The sequence below is a fragment of the Sinanaerobacter sp. ZZT-01 genome (genome assembly GCF_035621135.1).
Classification (GTDB): Bacteria; Bacillota; Clostridia; order Peptostreptococcales; family Anaerovoracaceae; genus IOR16.
On the sequence record NZ_CP141728.1, the window covers coordinates 2,687,069 to 2,702,031 of the forward strand.

Below are 14,963 nucleotides of genomic sequence, written 5' to 3' on the forward strand. Positions count from 1 at the left end.
TCAAATTTGTTGACGCATTTCCTATCATTACATCAGGCGGAATATCTGCGGGAATAGATATGTCTTTTTATATCGTAAAAAAATTATTAGGCTTAGAAATTGCAAAAGCTACAGCAAAGAGGATGGAATATAATATTGATTTAGGGAATTAACACATTTGCAACCAAACCTTGCGACTATCAGACAAATGAAAAACGCTTGAAAACTGATAAAGAATATCACAATGCAATTTTTGTGGGATTAGACGAAAATGGCTGTGAAGATGGAATAAAAATAGTACTCCCTAGAGATTTTCTCTTAAGGAGTACTATTTTTATTCACTTACGATTTTAGTAATAAGATTCAACAGACTGTGTATTATTCCTAATCTACTTTTCCGCCATATATTTTTTTATTTCACCAGCAGTTAATTTACGCACCTGTGTTTGTGGAAACTCTATATATTCTTTTATTGAAAAAATGGGAGACATTTTAACACATGTTTTATCTTTATTTTTTTGCAGATATATTTCTAAATCTGTTGCTTCGGCAAATATTTTGTATGACAATCTACCTTTATTATTTTTTATCTCATAAATGCCACACGGCTTTTTGGTGGTATAATCAGCAGTTCTTAAATAAAGCTTAGCAATTTCTAATGATTTAAATGGGAAATTCCATCGCTGTAAACCTCTTTTTTGGTCAGCTTCAATACAAATACAACGACCGCAAGTGCCACAAATATATTGTGTATGATTTTCTAAACAATTAATTGGTTTAAGCAATGGAGTGATTCTATTATTATATGAATAGCATTCGCGACACATATTGCACCTCCCCTTAAAAAGGTTATACAGATATACCCCATCTTAACTTTGCATTAATGCATGCGGATTATTTTCATTAACCGATTGCAGGTGGCAATCGATTTTTAGTTATTATACATCAATTGAAACCAAAATAAAAGGAGCTGTGGTATCAAAGGTGTTGAGCAAGAAATTATGAACTCTCAGTTAAAGAACAGGAGGCTCCTATGTATTAAATAATTTGTTCATTTCGTTTCATTTTAAGGGATAAAAAATGAAATAGGATTGTAGCAGAAACTGCGGCTACCACATGGCTGATTAGAATCGCCCACCATACACCGTTAAGTGCTAAATAGGTATGGGATAAAAGATAGGCAAGAGGCATTCTGATAATAAGGTAGTAAAATATCATTAAATACATTCCTATGCCCGGTTTGCCGAGTCCATTGATAGACCCCATAAAGCAACTAGTAACCGTATATAGGATGTAACCGATACTAACAATCAAAAAATATGTTCTTACAATTGTGGCAGTATCTTCACTGTTCAAAAATAGGTAAGAAAGATTTCCAGAAAATAGGACGATAAGAGTGGAGAGAACCAGTAGTAATCCCGTACCGTAAATTAAGGATGTTTTTAAATACTCTTTTGCAAGATCCAATCTTTTTGCACCAATACACTGCCCAACAATTGTGGTAACTGCCATATTAAGAGCCATGGCCGGATAGAATAAAACGGTTTCAAGCTTTCCAGTAATTCCATAGGCTGCAATTGCAGTTACACCAAAACGACTGACAATGGAAGTTAAAACGCTGGTGCTAAGCGGAGGGATGCTTTGCTGTATGATGGAGGGGAATGATTTACATAGCAATGTTTTTGCTTCAGCCCAAGCAAAGAGTGCGATATTAAAATGGAATAGCTTCTTTTTCATGATATACCCTATCATGAGAAGCAAAGCGATCGACTGTGAAAGAATGGTTGCAATTGCTGCTCCACTGAATCCTATGATATGAATAAAAATAGGATCTAGTATTACATTTAAAATGGTACAAAGAAGAATAGCAATTACTTGAAATATCGTATTTCCGTAGCTGCGCAAGACGGCTGTAAAATATAAATATAAGAAAACCGGTAGAAAACCTAACAAATATAAAGACAAATAATCTTTTGCCATTGAGAATATTTCGGCGGGGGTATACAGAAGATTTAGTATTCCATCCAGAGAACATTCGCAGAAGATAGTAAGTGTAATACATAAAACAACTGTGCTAGTCAATGAGGTCGATAAAATACGCTTTGTTTTCGCATTGTCTTTTGCTCCGATTGCCTGAGACAACAGAATAACCAAACCATTTGTTGCTCCCATACCGATAGAGGTTAAGAGTAAAATAATGGGAGTAGAACTAGTGAGTGCAGCCATTGCATTTTCACCAAGAAGATTACCAATCCATAGGCTATCCACTAAGTTATAAGCCATGTTCAGCATCATAGCAACTATGAGTGGAATGGTCATTTTAAATAAGCCGTTCCTAGTTTTTTCGTTCATAAAATCAATTTGTGAGTGCATATAAATTTTCCTTTCAATTTATGAATGAATTTCATTCAATATTGTGTTATTTTTTATCCCTGCCCTTTAGGACAGGGATTTTTTTATAGTTCAAATAGTTGTAAAAGAAATGTTCGTATTCGGTTAAGCCTTTCTTCTCCAGAGAGATCATCACGCAGTAGAATGCCAAGCTGACCATATATGCAGAAGCTGGCAGCTGTTTCAGAATCTGTAAAATGAAGTTCGCCTAAATCGACTTCCCGCTGTATCTGTTCTTTGAGTATAGGTACTAATTTGTGGCATATTTTCATAGATAATTGGTCATGAATTTTTTTACTGTTTGTGCCATGACATACTTTATAATAAACACGATTATTCTGTTCAATATCCATAAAAGTTGGAGTTTCATATAGCTTTTGCCTTAATGTTTTGCTCGTGTCACATAATATCGACTGCATTTGATTTACTTGCTGCTGTGCATAATAGTCCAAAGCGGTATCGAACAACTCTTCCTTAGACTTAAAATAACGATAGCATAGACCTTGTGCAATTCCAATTCTTTCAGCAATATCAGTGATAGATGTTTTGTCATAACCATTTTGATAAAACAACTCCATTGCGGCGTCCAAGATTTCCTGCTTTCTAACTTCAGGTTCTTTTGTTATGCGAGTCATATTTTTTATCTCCCTCCGTTAAATCTATCCGTATTCTATCATATGGGTTATACTATGTCAATGAATGATATTCACTCAAAATAGTTGTTATAAACACAGAGGTGAAACTATCGCTCGAGAATGACAATTAACGAATGAAGAAGTATTAAAGATAACAGAATAAATCCAAAATTTATCATTAGAATTTTTCATCTTTTTCCGTTGAAATGTCAGCAGAATTAGATTTAAATGCAATATTTTTTAGTTTAGACAGGTATCTATATACACTGGCGGAAGAGCAGTGTAAATCGTCAGCAACCTTTTGAACGGATCCTTTTATAAGAAAAATACCGTTTTTTTCTAGAGAAGAAATGATAGATATGCGTTCATCAGTTGTAAGCCTTGCTGCACTTACGTTGAGTGTTGCAAGTTCATTTGAAATCGCTTCAGCGATCACAGCATTTTTAGAATTCGGAAAGCTTTCAGATGATATTTTTTTGATGTTGCTGGAAGATGCTACCTGTTGACCGTCATATTGAAAACTGGTTCCAATAAAAGTATCCGGATGACAAACTCGCATAAGTTCCTCGCTGATTATCTGATATCGGCTGTCATCAAAATTAATACATAGAAGGCCAATCAACTTTCCCTTATGTTTGATAAACATACTTGAAGAGCGAAGTGCCTTACCATTTGCAGCGACCCCTTTGTAGTTAGAGCAAAAGTTATTTTTCTCGTAAACTTTATCTTTTATCATTTGTAAAGCCATATTTGTAAGCGGAGCACCTATATCGCGTCCACTTATATTACTGTTTGCGATTGCTATTATAGATTGCTTTCTATTAGTCAAGTCATGTAGAGCCACTTCATAATCAGGTCCTAAAGTGTTCCCTAAAAATTCAGTTAGCTTAATATATGGAGCTAATAAAGAATTTGTCATAAAAGCACCTCCAATTTGCCCAAAACTACATTCTACAATAATAAAACGAAAATCTGGAATATATGTCAAAGCGACAATATATTATTATAGAGATAATATATTATTAAAGAGATAAATTATTTCTACAAAGATAAATTATTTCTATAGAAAGGAGGAAAAATGCAGGGAATTGTAAATACAGATAAGGCACCAGCAGCAATCGGTCCTTATTCACAGGGAATTATTACTGGAAATCTGATCCTTTTATCGGGACAGTTGCCACTCAATCCGGAAACCGGAACATTCCCAGAAGGGATCGCAAAGCAAACAAAACAATCACTTGAGAACGTTAAGGCCATTCTTGAAAAAGCCGGCTCTTCTATGGAAGCTGTAATTAAGACTACAGTATTCCTAAGTGACATGAACAACTTTGCAGCTATGAATGAGGTATATGCTACTTTCTTTAAAGATGGTAGCTATCCATCAAGATCTGCAATTGAGGTAGCAAGACTACCTAAGGATGCATTAGTTGAAATCGAAGCGATTGCAGAAAAATAAGAGCTTGCCAAACAAGCATAACGAACCAAAAAAGATACTGTCCGCTAGTCACTCTATAGCGATGACCGGAGTATCCTCTATCATGAAGGCGCAAGACGCTATATTAGGAGGAAACATAAATGAAAGAGTATCCATTAAAAACAGCAACACCTAGTTCATTCGCATATGTTAAAAAAAACATTCCACAAGTAACGGTTGAGCAGAGAGAAAAAGCTCTCGCAGCAACACATTATAACGAGTTTGCATTCCCAGCTGGTATGCTTACAGTTGATATGCTTTCTGATTCAGGTACAACTGCTATGACCGATGTACAGTGGGCAGCTATGTTCCTTGGTGATGAGTCTTACGGACGTAATAAAGGTTACTATGTACTTCTCGATACATTAAGAGATGTATTTGAGCGTGGAGATGATCAGAAAAAGATTATAGATCTTGTTCGCACAGACTGCCAAGATATAAATAAGATGATGGATGAGATGTATCTCTGTGAATATCAGGGCGGTCTTTTTAACGGTGGTGCAGCTCAGATGGAGAGACCTAACACATTTATCCTTCAGCAGGGACGTGCAGCAGAGTCAGTTCTTATGGAAATCGTTAAGAAAATCCTGAATACTCGCCATCCTGGAAAAGTATTCACGATTCCTTCAAACGGACATTTTGATACAACAGAAGGTAACATCAAACAAATGGGTTCCATTCCTCGTAACCTTTACAACAAAGAATTACTCTTTGAAGTACCAGAAGGTGGATCATACGAAAAGAACCCGTTTAAGGGTAATATGGATCTTGATAAGTTAGAGGAGCTCATTACAGCAGTTGGTCCTGAGAACGTTCCCCTTGTTTTCACATGCATTACAAACAATCCTGTATGTGGTCAGCCAGTCTCTATGGCCAACCTTCGTGCGGTTAGTGCGATAGCGCATAAGTATGGTATTCCTTACATACTGGATGCAGCTCGTTGGGCAGAAAATGCATATTTTATCAAAATGAATGAAGAGGGGTATGCAGATAAGTCTATCTCTGTTATTGCAAAAGAAATGTTTTCTTACTGCGATGGCTTCTGTGCATCTCTTAAAAAGGACGGACATTCTAACATGGGCGGCATCCTTGCATTTCGTGATAAAGGCCTATTCTGGAAAAATTTCTCGGATTTCAACGAAAACGGATCCGTTAAAACAGATGTTGGCGTACTTCTGAAAGTGAAGCAGATCTCTTGCTACGGGAATGATTCTTACGGGGGCATGTCCGGAAGAGATATTATGGCACTTGCAGTTGGTCTTTATGAGTGCTGCAATGTGAATTACCTCAAGGAAAGGGTAGAGCAGTGCGAATATCTTGCACAAGGCTTCTACAAAGCTGGAGTTAAGGGGGTTGTACTTCCTGCTGGCGGACATGGCGCATATATCAATATGGACGAATTCTTCGATGGTAAACGTGATCATGAATCATTTGCGGGAGAGGGCTTCTCACTTGAGCTTATCAGAAGATACGGAATCAGAGTTTCTGAGCTTGGTGATTACTCCATGGAGTATGATCTTAAGACACCGGAACAGCAGGCTGAAGTTTGTAACGTAGTTCGTTTCGCGATAAACCGCAGTCAGTTTAGTCAGGAACATCTGGATTATGTTATAGCAGCTGTTAAGGCTCTTTATGAGGACAGAGAGAATATTCCTAATATGAAAATTACCTTAGGTCATAAGCTTCCTATGCGTCACTTCCATGCATTTCTTGAGCCATATGCGAATAAATAAGAAAGGTTATTTATTATTGGGAGCTTTTAATATATAGTATAGCTAATGCGCAAAATCATCGGGCAACTATGATGGTGTCCGCAAAGAATATGTATATATTTTTTTGTTGGACACCATCATTTTATTTTTAGGAGGCAAATATGAGCGAAACAACACAACGTGATGGATTTAAAAGTAAATGGGGATTTGTCTTAGCGTGTATTGGTTCAGCAGTAGGTATGGGTAATATATGGCGTTTTCCATATATGGTTTCAGCATGGGGAGGCATGACATTCTTGCTTCCGTACTTCTTATTTGTAATTTTGATTGCTTCTACCGGTGTTATCGAAGAGATGGCACTTGGACGTGCAGCGGGCGCAGGTCCAATAGGAGCATTTGGAAAATGCACTCAGATTCATAACGGCAATAAAAAATTAGGTGAATCAATCGGAGCGATCCCGGTTCTAGGTTCACTCGCACTAGCAATTGGTTACACGGTCGTGGTTGGTTGGATCTTTAAATATACTTTTCTTGCTTTTAGTGGTAAGCTTGCCTCCATGGGGCAGGATATGGATCAAATTGGTAGTATGTTTGGAAGTACCGCAATATCCTGGGGCAATAACTTATGGATTATGATTGCAATAATAGCTAGTTTTACCATCATGGCTCTCGGTGTTGCCGGTGGTATAGAAAAAGCAAACAAAATTATGATGCCTACATTGTTTGCACTTTTTGTAGGTCTTGGAATCTATATTTTCACACTTCATGGATCACATGAGGGATATAAATATATCTTTACGCTTAATCCAGCAGGTCTGGCTAATCCAAAGGTTTGGATTTTCGCTTTTGGTCAGGCGTTCTTCTCGCTTTCTATCGCAGGTAACGGGACGGTTATCTATGGTTCTTACCTAAGTAAGTCCGAAAATGTTATAACGGCAGCACGTAATGTAGCGATATTTGATACTATTGCAGCTCTTCTTGCCGCTTTAGTTATTATTCCTGCCATGGCAGTAGGTGGTGCAGAACTCTCATCAGGTGGTCCCGGACTTATGTTCATCTACCTTATTAATGTATTTAACGGTATGCCTGGGGGAACTATAGTAGGAATCATTTTCTACGTCTGTGTACTCTTCGCAGGTATAAGCTCACTCATTAACTTATATGAAGCGCCTGTTGCTACGCTCCAAGAGATGTTTGGCATGAAGAGACTTCAGGCAGTTGGAGCAATTGCTGTTGTAGGATGTGGGGTTGCATTGTGTATACAGGGTATCGTATCGGGTTGGATGGATGCAGTTTCTATTTATGTATGTCCTCTTGGCGCTATGTTGGCAGGTATTATGTTCTTCTATGTTGCAGGTGACAAGTTCGTACTTGATTCAGTTAACGAAGGTGCAAATAAACCGATCGGTTCTTGGTTTATATCTCTTGGTAAGTTTCTTTTCGTTCCACTTGCATTTATCGCACTCGTTACAGGTGTTATGTTCGGTGGGATTGGCTAACTTTCATACCTTACATTGAAAAATAGGATGCTTGAGATGATCTTTAATATAGCTTGAGTAGCGGAGCCCCTTGAGCAGATAAAAAATGACAAAATGTCTTTTAAAGAAAAATAGAATTAAATCACAATATATTATGTGAAAAAACAGGGCAAAAAAATGATGGTTTTACACTAGCGCTGAAGATAAAATTGAATATTGAATCAGTGAATAAATAAGAGGCAGAGTTTGTAGTCAACTTAAAAGATCTACAAATCCTGCCTCCTTTCAGTATAGAAGTAAACTGTAAGTACTAAAGTTATTTCCAACCGGATAGCAAAGTTTTGTTATTTGCAATAGCAGATACTACTTCCTTCCCGGATTCGAAATCGTCAAAGGTACCTTTATTAATTTCGTCGATGGCTTTACTTAAAAGTTTTTCGTAATATGCTTCAGGTGTTAAATCGGTTGTGGATTGGATAAAATCCTCTTGGGATTCAGTAGAGGCTAGTCGTGCATACTCGTCTTTTATTTGCTCTATGAGCTTATCACGGTTCATAAAATTTACTCCTTTTCATATAAAGTTTATTTTGTCGTCAGTAGGTTTATGGTAACTGCTGAACTCTTCTTAATAGTAATAGAGGTATTATTTGCCGATGAAATAATTTTATTCAGATTTGTATTAGACTTGACTTGATCAGGAGTGGAGTGTGGGGGCATTTCGCCCAAAGGGAAAAGGTGTACTTCCCTACTTTGGAAATATACAGAAATTGTGGTAAGCTTTTAAAAAGCAGAACGGAAAATGTGCAAGTAATTGTTAAGGAGTATTTGAAAGTTGTGGAACAAGCCGGTTATGAAATGGCAACGCAGGGTGAGCTTCATGAAGAAACCAAAGATAATCTTGATATGGAACTGATGTCTACTGTAGATTATGTCAAATATTTGGAAATGTAGTGTTTCTTATGAATAGCACCTACCGTCATCACAAAACTAACAAGTAAATTAAATCTAACATCCCTAAAGCAATCTTTATTCGTAAAGGTTGTTTTTTTTGTTATAAAATTGAGAAAGGGCTGGAATAGATAGAGCTTGATATTTGAAAATTGACAACTTCTGTCGGTTGTGCTATTCTTGAAATAGACAGGAGCTGTCGGTATGTTTGGAGGGATGATTTCCTTATTAGAAATATAAATAACGGTTTTTGTCATTGTAGTAGGAATCTTGGTATTATCTGTATATTTCTCAAAGAGATTAGAATAAAACACATAAGGAGGAGCTAAGAATGGATACAGAACGTTTTGACCATATCGACTTGCAAAATGAAAAGGTGCTTCGTATTGTAAATTGTGGATTTGAGGTGTTTGCTAAAAATAGTTTCGAAAAAGCTTCGACAAACCTAATCGTAGAAAATGCCGAGATTTCCAGAGGTCTTTTATATCATTATTTCAGAAACAAAAAGGAGCTTTTTGAATTTCTTTTGTATTTTTCGGGAAAGAAAATTATAAGCAACATGGTGGATTCTGTTGACTGGTCTAATACTGATTTTTTATTGCGGGTAAGGCAGGCTTTGATTTCTAAAATAGAGACGCTTGCAGAATACCCGTACCTCTACGAATTTTGTGATAAATATGCAAGAGACTATGCTGAGGAACTGGCGCAAAAGTTAATGCCTGACATAAGTAGTCGTCTATTTAAGGAAAACCTTGATTTTTCACAGCTTCGTAAGGAAGTGGATGTTGAACTGATGAAAAGCACAATTGTAAATGCTTTAAGTAAACTTATAACCAAAATACTTAAGGACGGAACTGGGCTTAGCAAAACGGATATTGTTTTGCGTGAAACAGCGGAAATAGATAGATATTTGGAATTTTTCAGAACAGTATTTTATATGTAATGGAGGTGCGCATGAATAAAGTTTATAATTTTAACTCAAAAACAATACCACTGCTTTCCGAGGTCGGTGGCAAGGCAAAGGCACTGATTGAAACGACGAATGCAGGTTTTCCTGTTCCTGGTGGTCTGGCTTTGACAATATCATTTTTTACACCATGGACAGATAAAATGAAAGAGACCGAGGAATGGAAATCCCTTATTTCAGAAGTTACAAAGGAAAAATGCGATGCTTTAAAAGCTTTGGCGGAGAACTTAACTTTTAGCGTGGAACAAAAAATGTTGCTTTCTGCAGAAATGAAGAATATTAACTCAGATTTTTTTGCTGTTCGTTCTTCTTCGCCAGAGGAGGATTTGCAGGGAATAAGCTTCGCGGGTATGTATGAAACGTTTTTGGGTGTAACTACAGCAACGATTGAAAGATATGTTGCGAAAGCATTTGCTTCTATGTTTGATTTCCGTGTAATGGAGTATAAGGATCAACATGGTATCCCTGTTGCAAACACAAGGATTGCTATAATTATTCAAAAGCAACTTTATTCGTCAATTAGCGGTATTGGTTTTTCAGTAAATCCACATAACAACAGCTATGATGAAGTAATGATAAATGCGTCCTTTGGGTTGGGTGAATATATTGTTTCCGGTAAGGTCTCTCCTGATAGCTATATTGTTAATACTGCTCAGAATAGAATCCCTTATAAGAAAATCAATGAGAAAAAAGTTGCAATTTATCTTAATAAAGATGGCGGAATAAAGGAATCAATTTGTGAGGCTGCAAAGGAACAGGCACTAACGGATGAACAGATTCTTGAGCTTGCGAAGATGATTAAAAAATGTGAAGGCTATTACGGGTCTCCTATTGATACAGAATGGGCCTATGAAAATGGCAAGCTTTATCTTTTGCAATCTCGCCCAATTACAACCTACTTTCCCCTTTATGAAGAACTTTTGAGTAAACCAAATGAACGCAAAGAGCTTTATCTTGATATTATAAAAATGACGCAAGGTTTCCAATGGTCTATGAGTGAGCTAGGTGGTGATATTTTCTGTGAGCTTGTAAATAAAGCAAAGCAGGGTATGTTTCCTGTGGGAAAGGATGGAGCTGTTTACGATTGTCATGGAAGAATATATATACTTCTTGGGAATTTAGGTAAGACTTTTGGCGAGTCAAGAGTTAAAAAAATAATTTCATCGGTTGATCCAACTTCTGCAAGAATATTTTCCTGTTTTTCATTTGAGGATTATATTCCAAAGTATAAACCTGAAAAACTAAAAGGTACTTTGGGAAAAGGTTTGAAGTTAGGTGCGAAAATGAGCCCCTCTATAATTTCGGCAGCCATCAATTTTGAAAAAACGGTACAAGAATATTACAAAGCTACCGATTACAGCATTGAAAAGTTGGATAAATTGCGTAATAGTAGCGATGATTTCGCTAGGCAGATTGATGTTGCCTTTGAAGTTTTTGATAATTTAGTGTTTAAAATGATGCCTATAATGCTTGCGATGAATGCTACAATATCGCTCAAAAAGATGTTTAAGGATAAAACCTGGGAAGGAGATATTATCTCACTCAGCATGGATTTGAAAGGAAATCCTACAAGTAAAATGGGATATAAACAAGTTGAACTTGCTTCATTTCCAGAGTTTATCGAAGTCAAAAGTTTTGACGAGTTTTCTAAAAAGCTGAGAGACAAAGAATTTTCTACGGAGTTTATGGAGGCTTATGCTCATTATATGAAGCTGTACGGTTGCCGAGGTATCGGTGAAATTGATATTGCAAGCGTGAGAACTCGCGAGAATATTGAGGGATTTTATACCATGCTAAAACAACTTAATATTTACGATAATGCGTTGATTAAGGTTAGAGACAAGAAAAAATCTGCTTATGACAGACTTTTAAGAGAGGCCATAAAAATCGGCAAAAGGGAAAAATTCTTAAAGCTTGCAAAGCAGATTGAATGGATGGGTCTTCGTGAACACCCCAAATATATGTATGTCTATGCTATTGATGTTTTAAGGCATAATGTACTCAAAATTGCAGAGCAATTTGTTTTAGAGGGAAGGCTAAATAAGGTTGAGGATGTATTTTATCTTACGAGAGAGGAAATTACAAAAGCGCAAAAAGATAAAAGCCTAGACCTTATTCCATTTATAAATGAGGAGAAGAAAATCCGCAAGCTAACTGAAAACGTGAAAAATTGGCCTACCATCTTCAATTCCAGAGGCGAGATTTTTATTGCTAAAAGAGAGGCAAAGGAAGGGGAACTTTTAGGGGAGCCTGTTTCACCCGGTGTTGTAAGGGGCAGAGCTAAGATTCTTCATGAACCGTTTGAGAAAAAGTTGGAAAAAGGTGAAATCCTTGTAACAATTACAACAGAGCCGAGTTGGACGCCGATTTTTATTAATGCTTGTGCCGTTGTAATGGAGATCGGTGGGGCATTGCAACATGGTGCAATCATTGCAAGAGAATACGGGTTACCATGTGTTACGGGAATTGAAAAGGCAACCGAAATGATAAAGGATGGAGATTTAATTGAAGTTGACGGTACAAATGGATTTGTGAAGATTATTCAAGAAAAATAAGTTTAGAGAAAGCATTAGCTTATCGAAAGATAGGTTAATGCTTTCTGTATAAATAATGCACGAAAAGAGATGTTCTTTTGAGCTGTTTGAATTATTGTATGCACCGATTTTTTGCTGAAAAATCATCGCCCCTTCTGCCCCTGTCTGAGAAAGATATCGGCAATTTTGTGTTTTTTACTTTTGTAAGCCGATTGCATTGGATTTGTCAGTATCACAATCACAATTGTGAGTAAAAGCATGACCGCCAGGGATAACATGGATAAAGTGAGATTTCCAGGTTCGGAAGTATTCATGAATGTTCTTGTATCAAATCTCATAACCGTTAATCCCGACAAGATCGGGTACAGACTTCGCATTGTGACATTCTTGATAAACATAGCAGAATATCCGAACAGAAAAGATACGATAACACCACCCATAAAAATTCCCGGTTTCCTGCTTGTAAAAGCAATGATTGGCAGAACCGCAATATATGTGAAAATCGATATTCCTAACATTTGTAAAAGACCTGTGAACAAAACAGTAATACTCAGCCCTAAAATACCGGACAACAATCCGACAATCAGTGTTATTACATAACAGTAAAACCCGAACAGTACACTTAAGATTCCCATTGCCAGCAGTTTTCCGAACAACAGGAGCTGAAAACTTACCGGAACAGGTAATATGTTTTTCAAAGTATTATCTGTGTATTCCCGGTTAATTAAATACCCCCCGATCAATGTAAAAATTACAGGCATAAAAACTGTTGCGCTATTCCATAGGGTACTGTTAAAAAGAGCGGAAAAGTCAAAATTCTGTGTTGTGACCTCTGGAGTGGCGACTGCCTGCGTGAATACAGACAAAATTGCTGGAAGCGCCATACCGATGAGGCCAACGAGCAAAATATGAAATCTCTTTAATTTTAGAAATTCAGCTTTTATAATACGAAGCATGAAAGATACCTCCTTTCCTCAAATTTCTCTACGTTGATAGATGCGAATCATCAAATACATACAAACGACCGCTTCCAATAAAAGTACACCAAAGCATACAGGAGCTGGCACAAAGTATTGACTGAACCGATTGTAGAATTCTGTTTGGATTTCACCAGTGGGCGTGTAAAATTGATACAACCACCGAAAAATCATAGGAACGGGCATAAGGGTTCCGGCATTTATTCCTAAAGGCTGCATCATAATCGCATCGCTAAAATGCATCACATAATTTAGCAGAGTGTAAAAGAACACGATAATCGTTGAGAGAATATAGCTTTTATTAAACCATACAACCAGAACAATGCAGGGAAGCGCAGCAGCCCACATGAGTAGCCCTGATGAGACTGTGAGCGAAAATTGAAAAGCAAAATCAGTCGGCGGGATATTTTGAGAAACAGCGATTGCTGTGCTTACTGCAAAACCCATTAACTGAAATGCGACTGAAAATATTAGCAGAACCAATAACTTTACAAGAACCAATTGATTTTTTGATACCGGTATACAAAGCAGATTTTTCAATGTATCATTGTCCTGCTCGACAAAAAACAGATTAGCAGCTAAGATAATCAGCAAAGGTATTAAAAGCAAAAAGGCGTTATCCTCTCTTACTCCGGATTGGAGACTTGTAAAAGTGGAATCGGCTAACAATAGTGCATAAAAAAGAGGGAAAATGAAAGCTGCCAGTATTCCAAAGAAAAATATTTTCTTTCTTTTAAATTTTTTAAATTCACTTAGAAGCAGATTAAGCAATGCCCTCACCTCCGGTTATACGCTTGAAGTAATCCTCCAAGGTATCTTCACAGGTATGAGCTTCTGATACCTCCAATCCTTTTTCAATAAAGGTACGGTTTAATGCCGCCACAGATAAATTGCTGTCATATAAGCGCAAACTATGATCATTTTCCACTGTAAAGTCTTTAAACTTGAAGTCTCTCTCCAAGATTCTGGCTGCCTGTGCTGTGTCGGAAACAACAAAATGAATGTATTTACTATTCTTTTCTTCCAGTTCGGCAAGGCTTTCTTCCTCCAGCAGTACACCATGGTCAATGATTCCAATGTCATCTACCAACAAGGAGATTTCGGAGAGAATGTGACTGGAAATCAAAATAGTTTTTCCTTTCACATCGCAAAGTCTTCGGATAAACGAACGTACTTCGGCTATCCCGATTGGATCAAGTCCGTTGATCGGCTCATCTAAAATCAAGAGTTCGGGATCGTGCATAATAGCAAGAGCGATGGCTAAGCGCTGCTTCATACCAAGAGAATATTGTGAAAAAAGCTTTTTATCTCCATAGGGAAGCCCCACAACTTCTAATGCATCCTTTACAGCGGAACGCTTAGAAACACCTCTAAGCTGGGCAAAGATTTTAAGGTTTTCTGTACCTGTCAGATTCGGATAAAATCCAGGTGCTTCAATTAAGCTGCCGATACGAGGCAAAATTTTCTTTTCATTCCCCTGAATACTTTTACCGAAAATTTGAACTTCTCCGGAGGTAGGTCGTGTCAGGTTCAGAAGCATTTTCATTGTTGTGGTTTTTCCGGCTCCGTTTCGCCCAAGCAGACCGTAAATACGGCCTCTTTTTATATGAATATTCAAGGCGGCAACGCTTTTTTGTTCGCCATATTGCTTGGTAAGATTTTTTGTTTCAATCACGTAATCACTCAAATTTGAAACCTCCTTTTCTTATTGAGATCAGTTTATCATCTCAATCTTGCATTAACCTTGCCGGAACATTGCATTAACCTTGCATTTTATAAAGGAAATATAAGGATTTTTAACAGATGAAATTTACTTTATATAAAATGAGGTCTGAAGGCTTATCCTAAGCCCTCAGACCAATTCCTAT

14 protein-coding genes are annotated in these 14,963 nt (G+C 37.1%); 6 read left to right on the forward strand and 8 right to left on the reverse strand.

Annotation, left to right across the window (positions count from 1 at the left end):
- Positions 1-368: 368 nt before the first annotated feature.
- The 4 genes from U5921_RS13015 to U5921_RS13030 all read right to left on the reverse strand — a co-directional run bounded on the left by U5921_RS13015 (position 369) and on the right by U5921_RS13030 (position 3,924).
- A complete protein-coding gene (locus tag U5921_RS13015; RefSeq protein WP_324823891.1) occupies positions 369-806 on the reverse strand; it encodes a hypothetical protein in 438 nt (145 codons plus the stop codon).
- A 211-nt stretch (positions 807-1,017) separates the two neighbouring features.
- Entirely contained in the window at positions 1,018-2,352 is a 1,335-nt protein-coding gene (locus U5921_RS13020; protein ID WP_324823892.1) for an MATE family efflux transporter, read from the reverse strand.
- 83 nt (positions 2,353-2,435) lie between these two features.
- Positions 2,436-3,005, reverse strand: a complete 570-nt coding sequence (locus U5921_RS13025) for a TetR/AcrR family transcriptional regulator (RefSeq protein ID WP_324823893.1) — start codon at positions 3,003-3,005, stop codon at positions 2,436-2,438.
- A 178-nt stretch (positions 3,006-3,183) separates the two neighbouring features.
- Positions 3,184-3,924, reverse strand: coding sequence for a helix-turn-helix transcriptional regulator (locus U5921_RS13030; RefSeq protein ID WP_324823894.1), 741 nt, complete (start codon positions 3,922-3,924; stop codon positions 3,184-3,186).
- Positions 3,925-4,083: 159 nt separating this feature from the next.
- Here U5921_RS13030 and U5921_RS13035 point away from each other — a divergent pair, with 159 nt between their 5' ends.
- From U5921_RS13035 to U5921_RS13045, 3 genes are all read left to right on the forward strand, one after another.
- A complete protein-coding gene (locus tag U5921_RS13035; protein WP_324823895.1) occupies positions 4,084-4,461 on the forward strand; it encodes a RidA family protein in 378 nt (125 codons plus the stop codon).
- 119 nt (positions 4,462-4,580) lie between these two features.
- Positions 4,581-6,212, forward strand: coding sequence for a tryptophanase (locus U5921_RS13040; RefSeq protein WP_324823896.1), 1,632 nt, complete (start codon positions 4,581-4,583; stop codon positions 6,210-6,212).
- A 140-nt stretch (positions 6,213-6,352) separates the two neighbouring features.
- Positions 6,353-7,690, forward strand: coding sequence for a sodium-dependent transporter (locus tag U5921_RS13045; protein ID WP_324823897.1), 1,338 nt, complete (start codon positions 6,353-6,355; stop codon positions 7,688-7,690).
- A gap of 295 nt (positions 7,691-7,985) precedes the next feature.
- Here the strand turns inward: U5921_RS13045 and U5921_RS13050 are convergent, their stop codons facing one another.
- Positions 7,986-8,225: a hypothetical protein gene (locus U5921_RS13050; protein WP_324823898.1), complete on the reverse strand. Its 240-nt coding sequence runs from the start codon at positions 8,223-8,225 to the stop codon at positions 7,986-7,988.
- Positions 8,226-8,419: 194 nt separating this feature from the next.
- Between U5921_RS13050 and U5921_RS13055 the strand changes: the two genes are divergently transcribed.
- The 3 genes from U5921_RS13055 to U5921_RS13065 all read left to right on the forward strand — a co-directional run bounded on the left by U5921_RS13055 (position 8,420) and on the right by U5921_RS13065 (position 12,139).
- Positions 8,420-8,620, forward strand: coding sequence for a hypothetical protein (locus U5921_RS13055; protein WP_324823899.1), 201 nt, complete (start codon positions 8,420-8,422; stop codon positions 8,618-8,620).
- 328 nt (positions 8,621-8,948) lie between these two features.
- Positions 8,949-9,560 (forward strand): TetR/AcrR family transcriptional regulator, encoded by a 612-nt coding sequence (locus U5921_RS13060; protein WP_324823900.1) that lies wholly within the window; start codon positions 8,949-8,951, stop codon positions 9,558-9,560.
- Between the two features lie 11 nt (positions 9,561-9,571).
- Positions 9,572-12,139, forward strand: coding sequence for a PEP/pyruvate-binding domain-containing protein (locus U5921_RS13065; protein ID WP_324823901.1), 2,568 nt, complete (start codon positions 9,572-9,574; stop codon positions 12,137-12,139).
- Positions 12,140-12,261: 122 nt separating this feature from the next.
- On the opposite strand, the gene U5921_RS13070 is transcribed toward U5921_RS13065, so the two are convergent.
- Genes U5921_RS13070 through U5921_RS13080 form a run of 3 tightly spaced genes read right to left on the reverse strand, consistent with a single transcriptional unit; the run spans position 12,262 to position 14,782 of the window.
- Positions 12,262-13,074 (reverse strand): ABC transporter permease, encoded by an 813-nt coding sequence (locus U5921_RS13070; protein ID WP_324823902.1) that lies wholly within the window; start codon positions 13,072-13,074, stop codon positions 12,262-12,264.
- Positions 13,075-13,092: 18 nt separating this feature from the next.
- Positions 13,093-13,866, reverse strand: a complete 774-nt coding sequence (locus U5921_RS13075; RefSeq protein ID WP_324823903.1) for an ABC transporter permease — start codon at positions 13,864-13,866, stop codon at positions 13,093-13,095.
- Positions 13,859-14,782: an ABC transporter ATP-binding protein gene (locus U5921_RS13080; protein ID WP_324823904.1), complete on the reverse strand. Its 924-nt coding sequence runs from the start codon at positions 14,780-14,782 to the stop codon at positions 13,859-13,861. The genes U5921_RS13075 and U5921_RS13080 overlap by 8 nt, the downstream gene beginning before the upstream one ends.
- Between the last annotated feature and the right edge of the window lie 181 nt (positions 14,783-14,963).

Coding starts and splice junctions, on each gene's coding strand:
- U5921_RS13025 (WP_324823893.1), bottom strand. CDS start 3,005: ATGACTCGCATAACAAAAGAACCTGAAGTTAGAAAGCAGGAAATCTTG.
- U5921_RS13015 (WP_324823891.1), bottom strand. CDS start 806: ATGTGTCGCGAATGCTATTCATATAATAATAGAATCACTCCATTGCTT.
- U5921_RS13070 (WP_324823902.1), bottom strand. CDS start 13,074: ATGCTTCGTATTATAAAAGCTGAATTTCTAAAATTAAAGAGATTTCAT.
- U5921_RS13065 (WP_324823901.1), top strand. CDS start 9,572: ATGAATAAAGTTTATAATTTTAACTCAAAAACAATACCACTGCTTTCC.
- U5921_RS13045 (WP_324823897.1), top strand. CDS start 6,353: ATGAGCGAAACAACACAACGTGATGGATTTAAAAGTAAATGGGGATTT.
- U5921_RS13060 (WP_324823900.1), top strand. CDS start 8,949: ATGGATACAGAACGTTTTGACCATATCGACTTGCAAAATGAAAAGGTG.
- U5921_RS13020 (WP_324823892.1), bottom strand. CDS start 2,352: ATGCACTCACAAATTGATTTTATGAACGAAAAAACTAGGAACGGCTTA.
- U5921_RS13035 (WP_324823895.1), top strand. CDS start 4,084: ATGCAGGGAATTGTAAATACAGATAAGGCACCAGCAGCAATCGGTCCT.
- U5921_RS13050 (WP_324823898.1), bottom strand. CDS start 8,225: ATGAACCGTGATAAGCTCATAGAGCAAATAAAAGACGAGTATGCACGA.
- U5921_RS13030 (WP_324823894.1), bottom strand. CDS start 3,924: ATGACAAATTCTTTATTAGCTCCATATATTAAGCTAACTGAATTTTTA.
- U5921_RS13040 (WP_324823896.1), top strand. CDS start 4,581: ATGAAAGAGTATCCATTAAAAACAGCAACACCTAGTTCATTCGCATAT.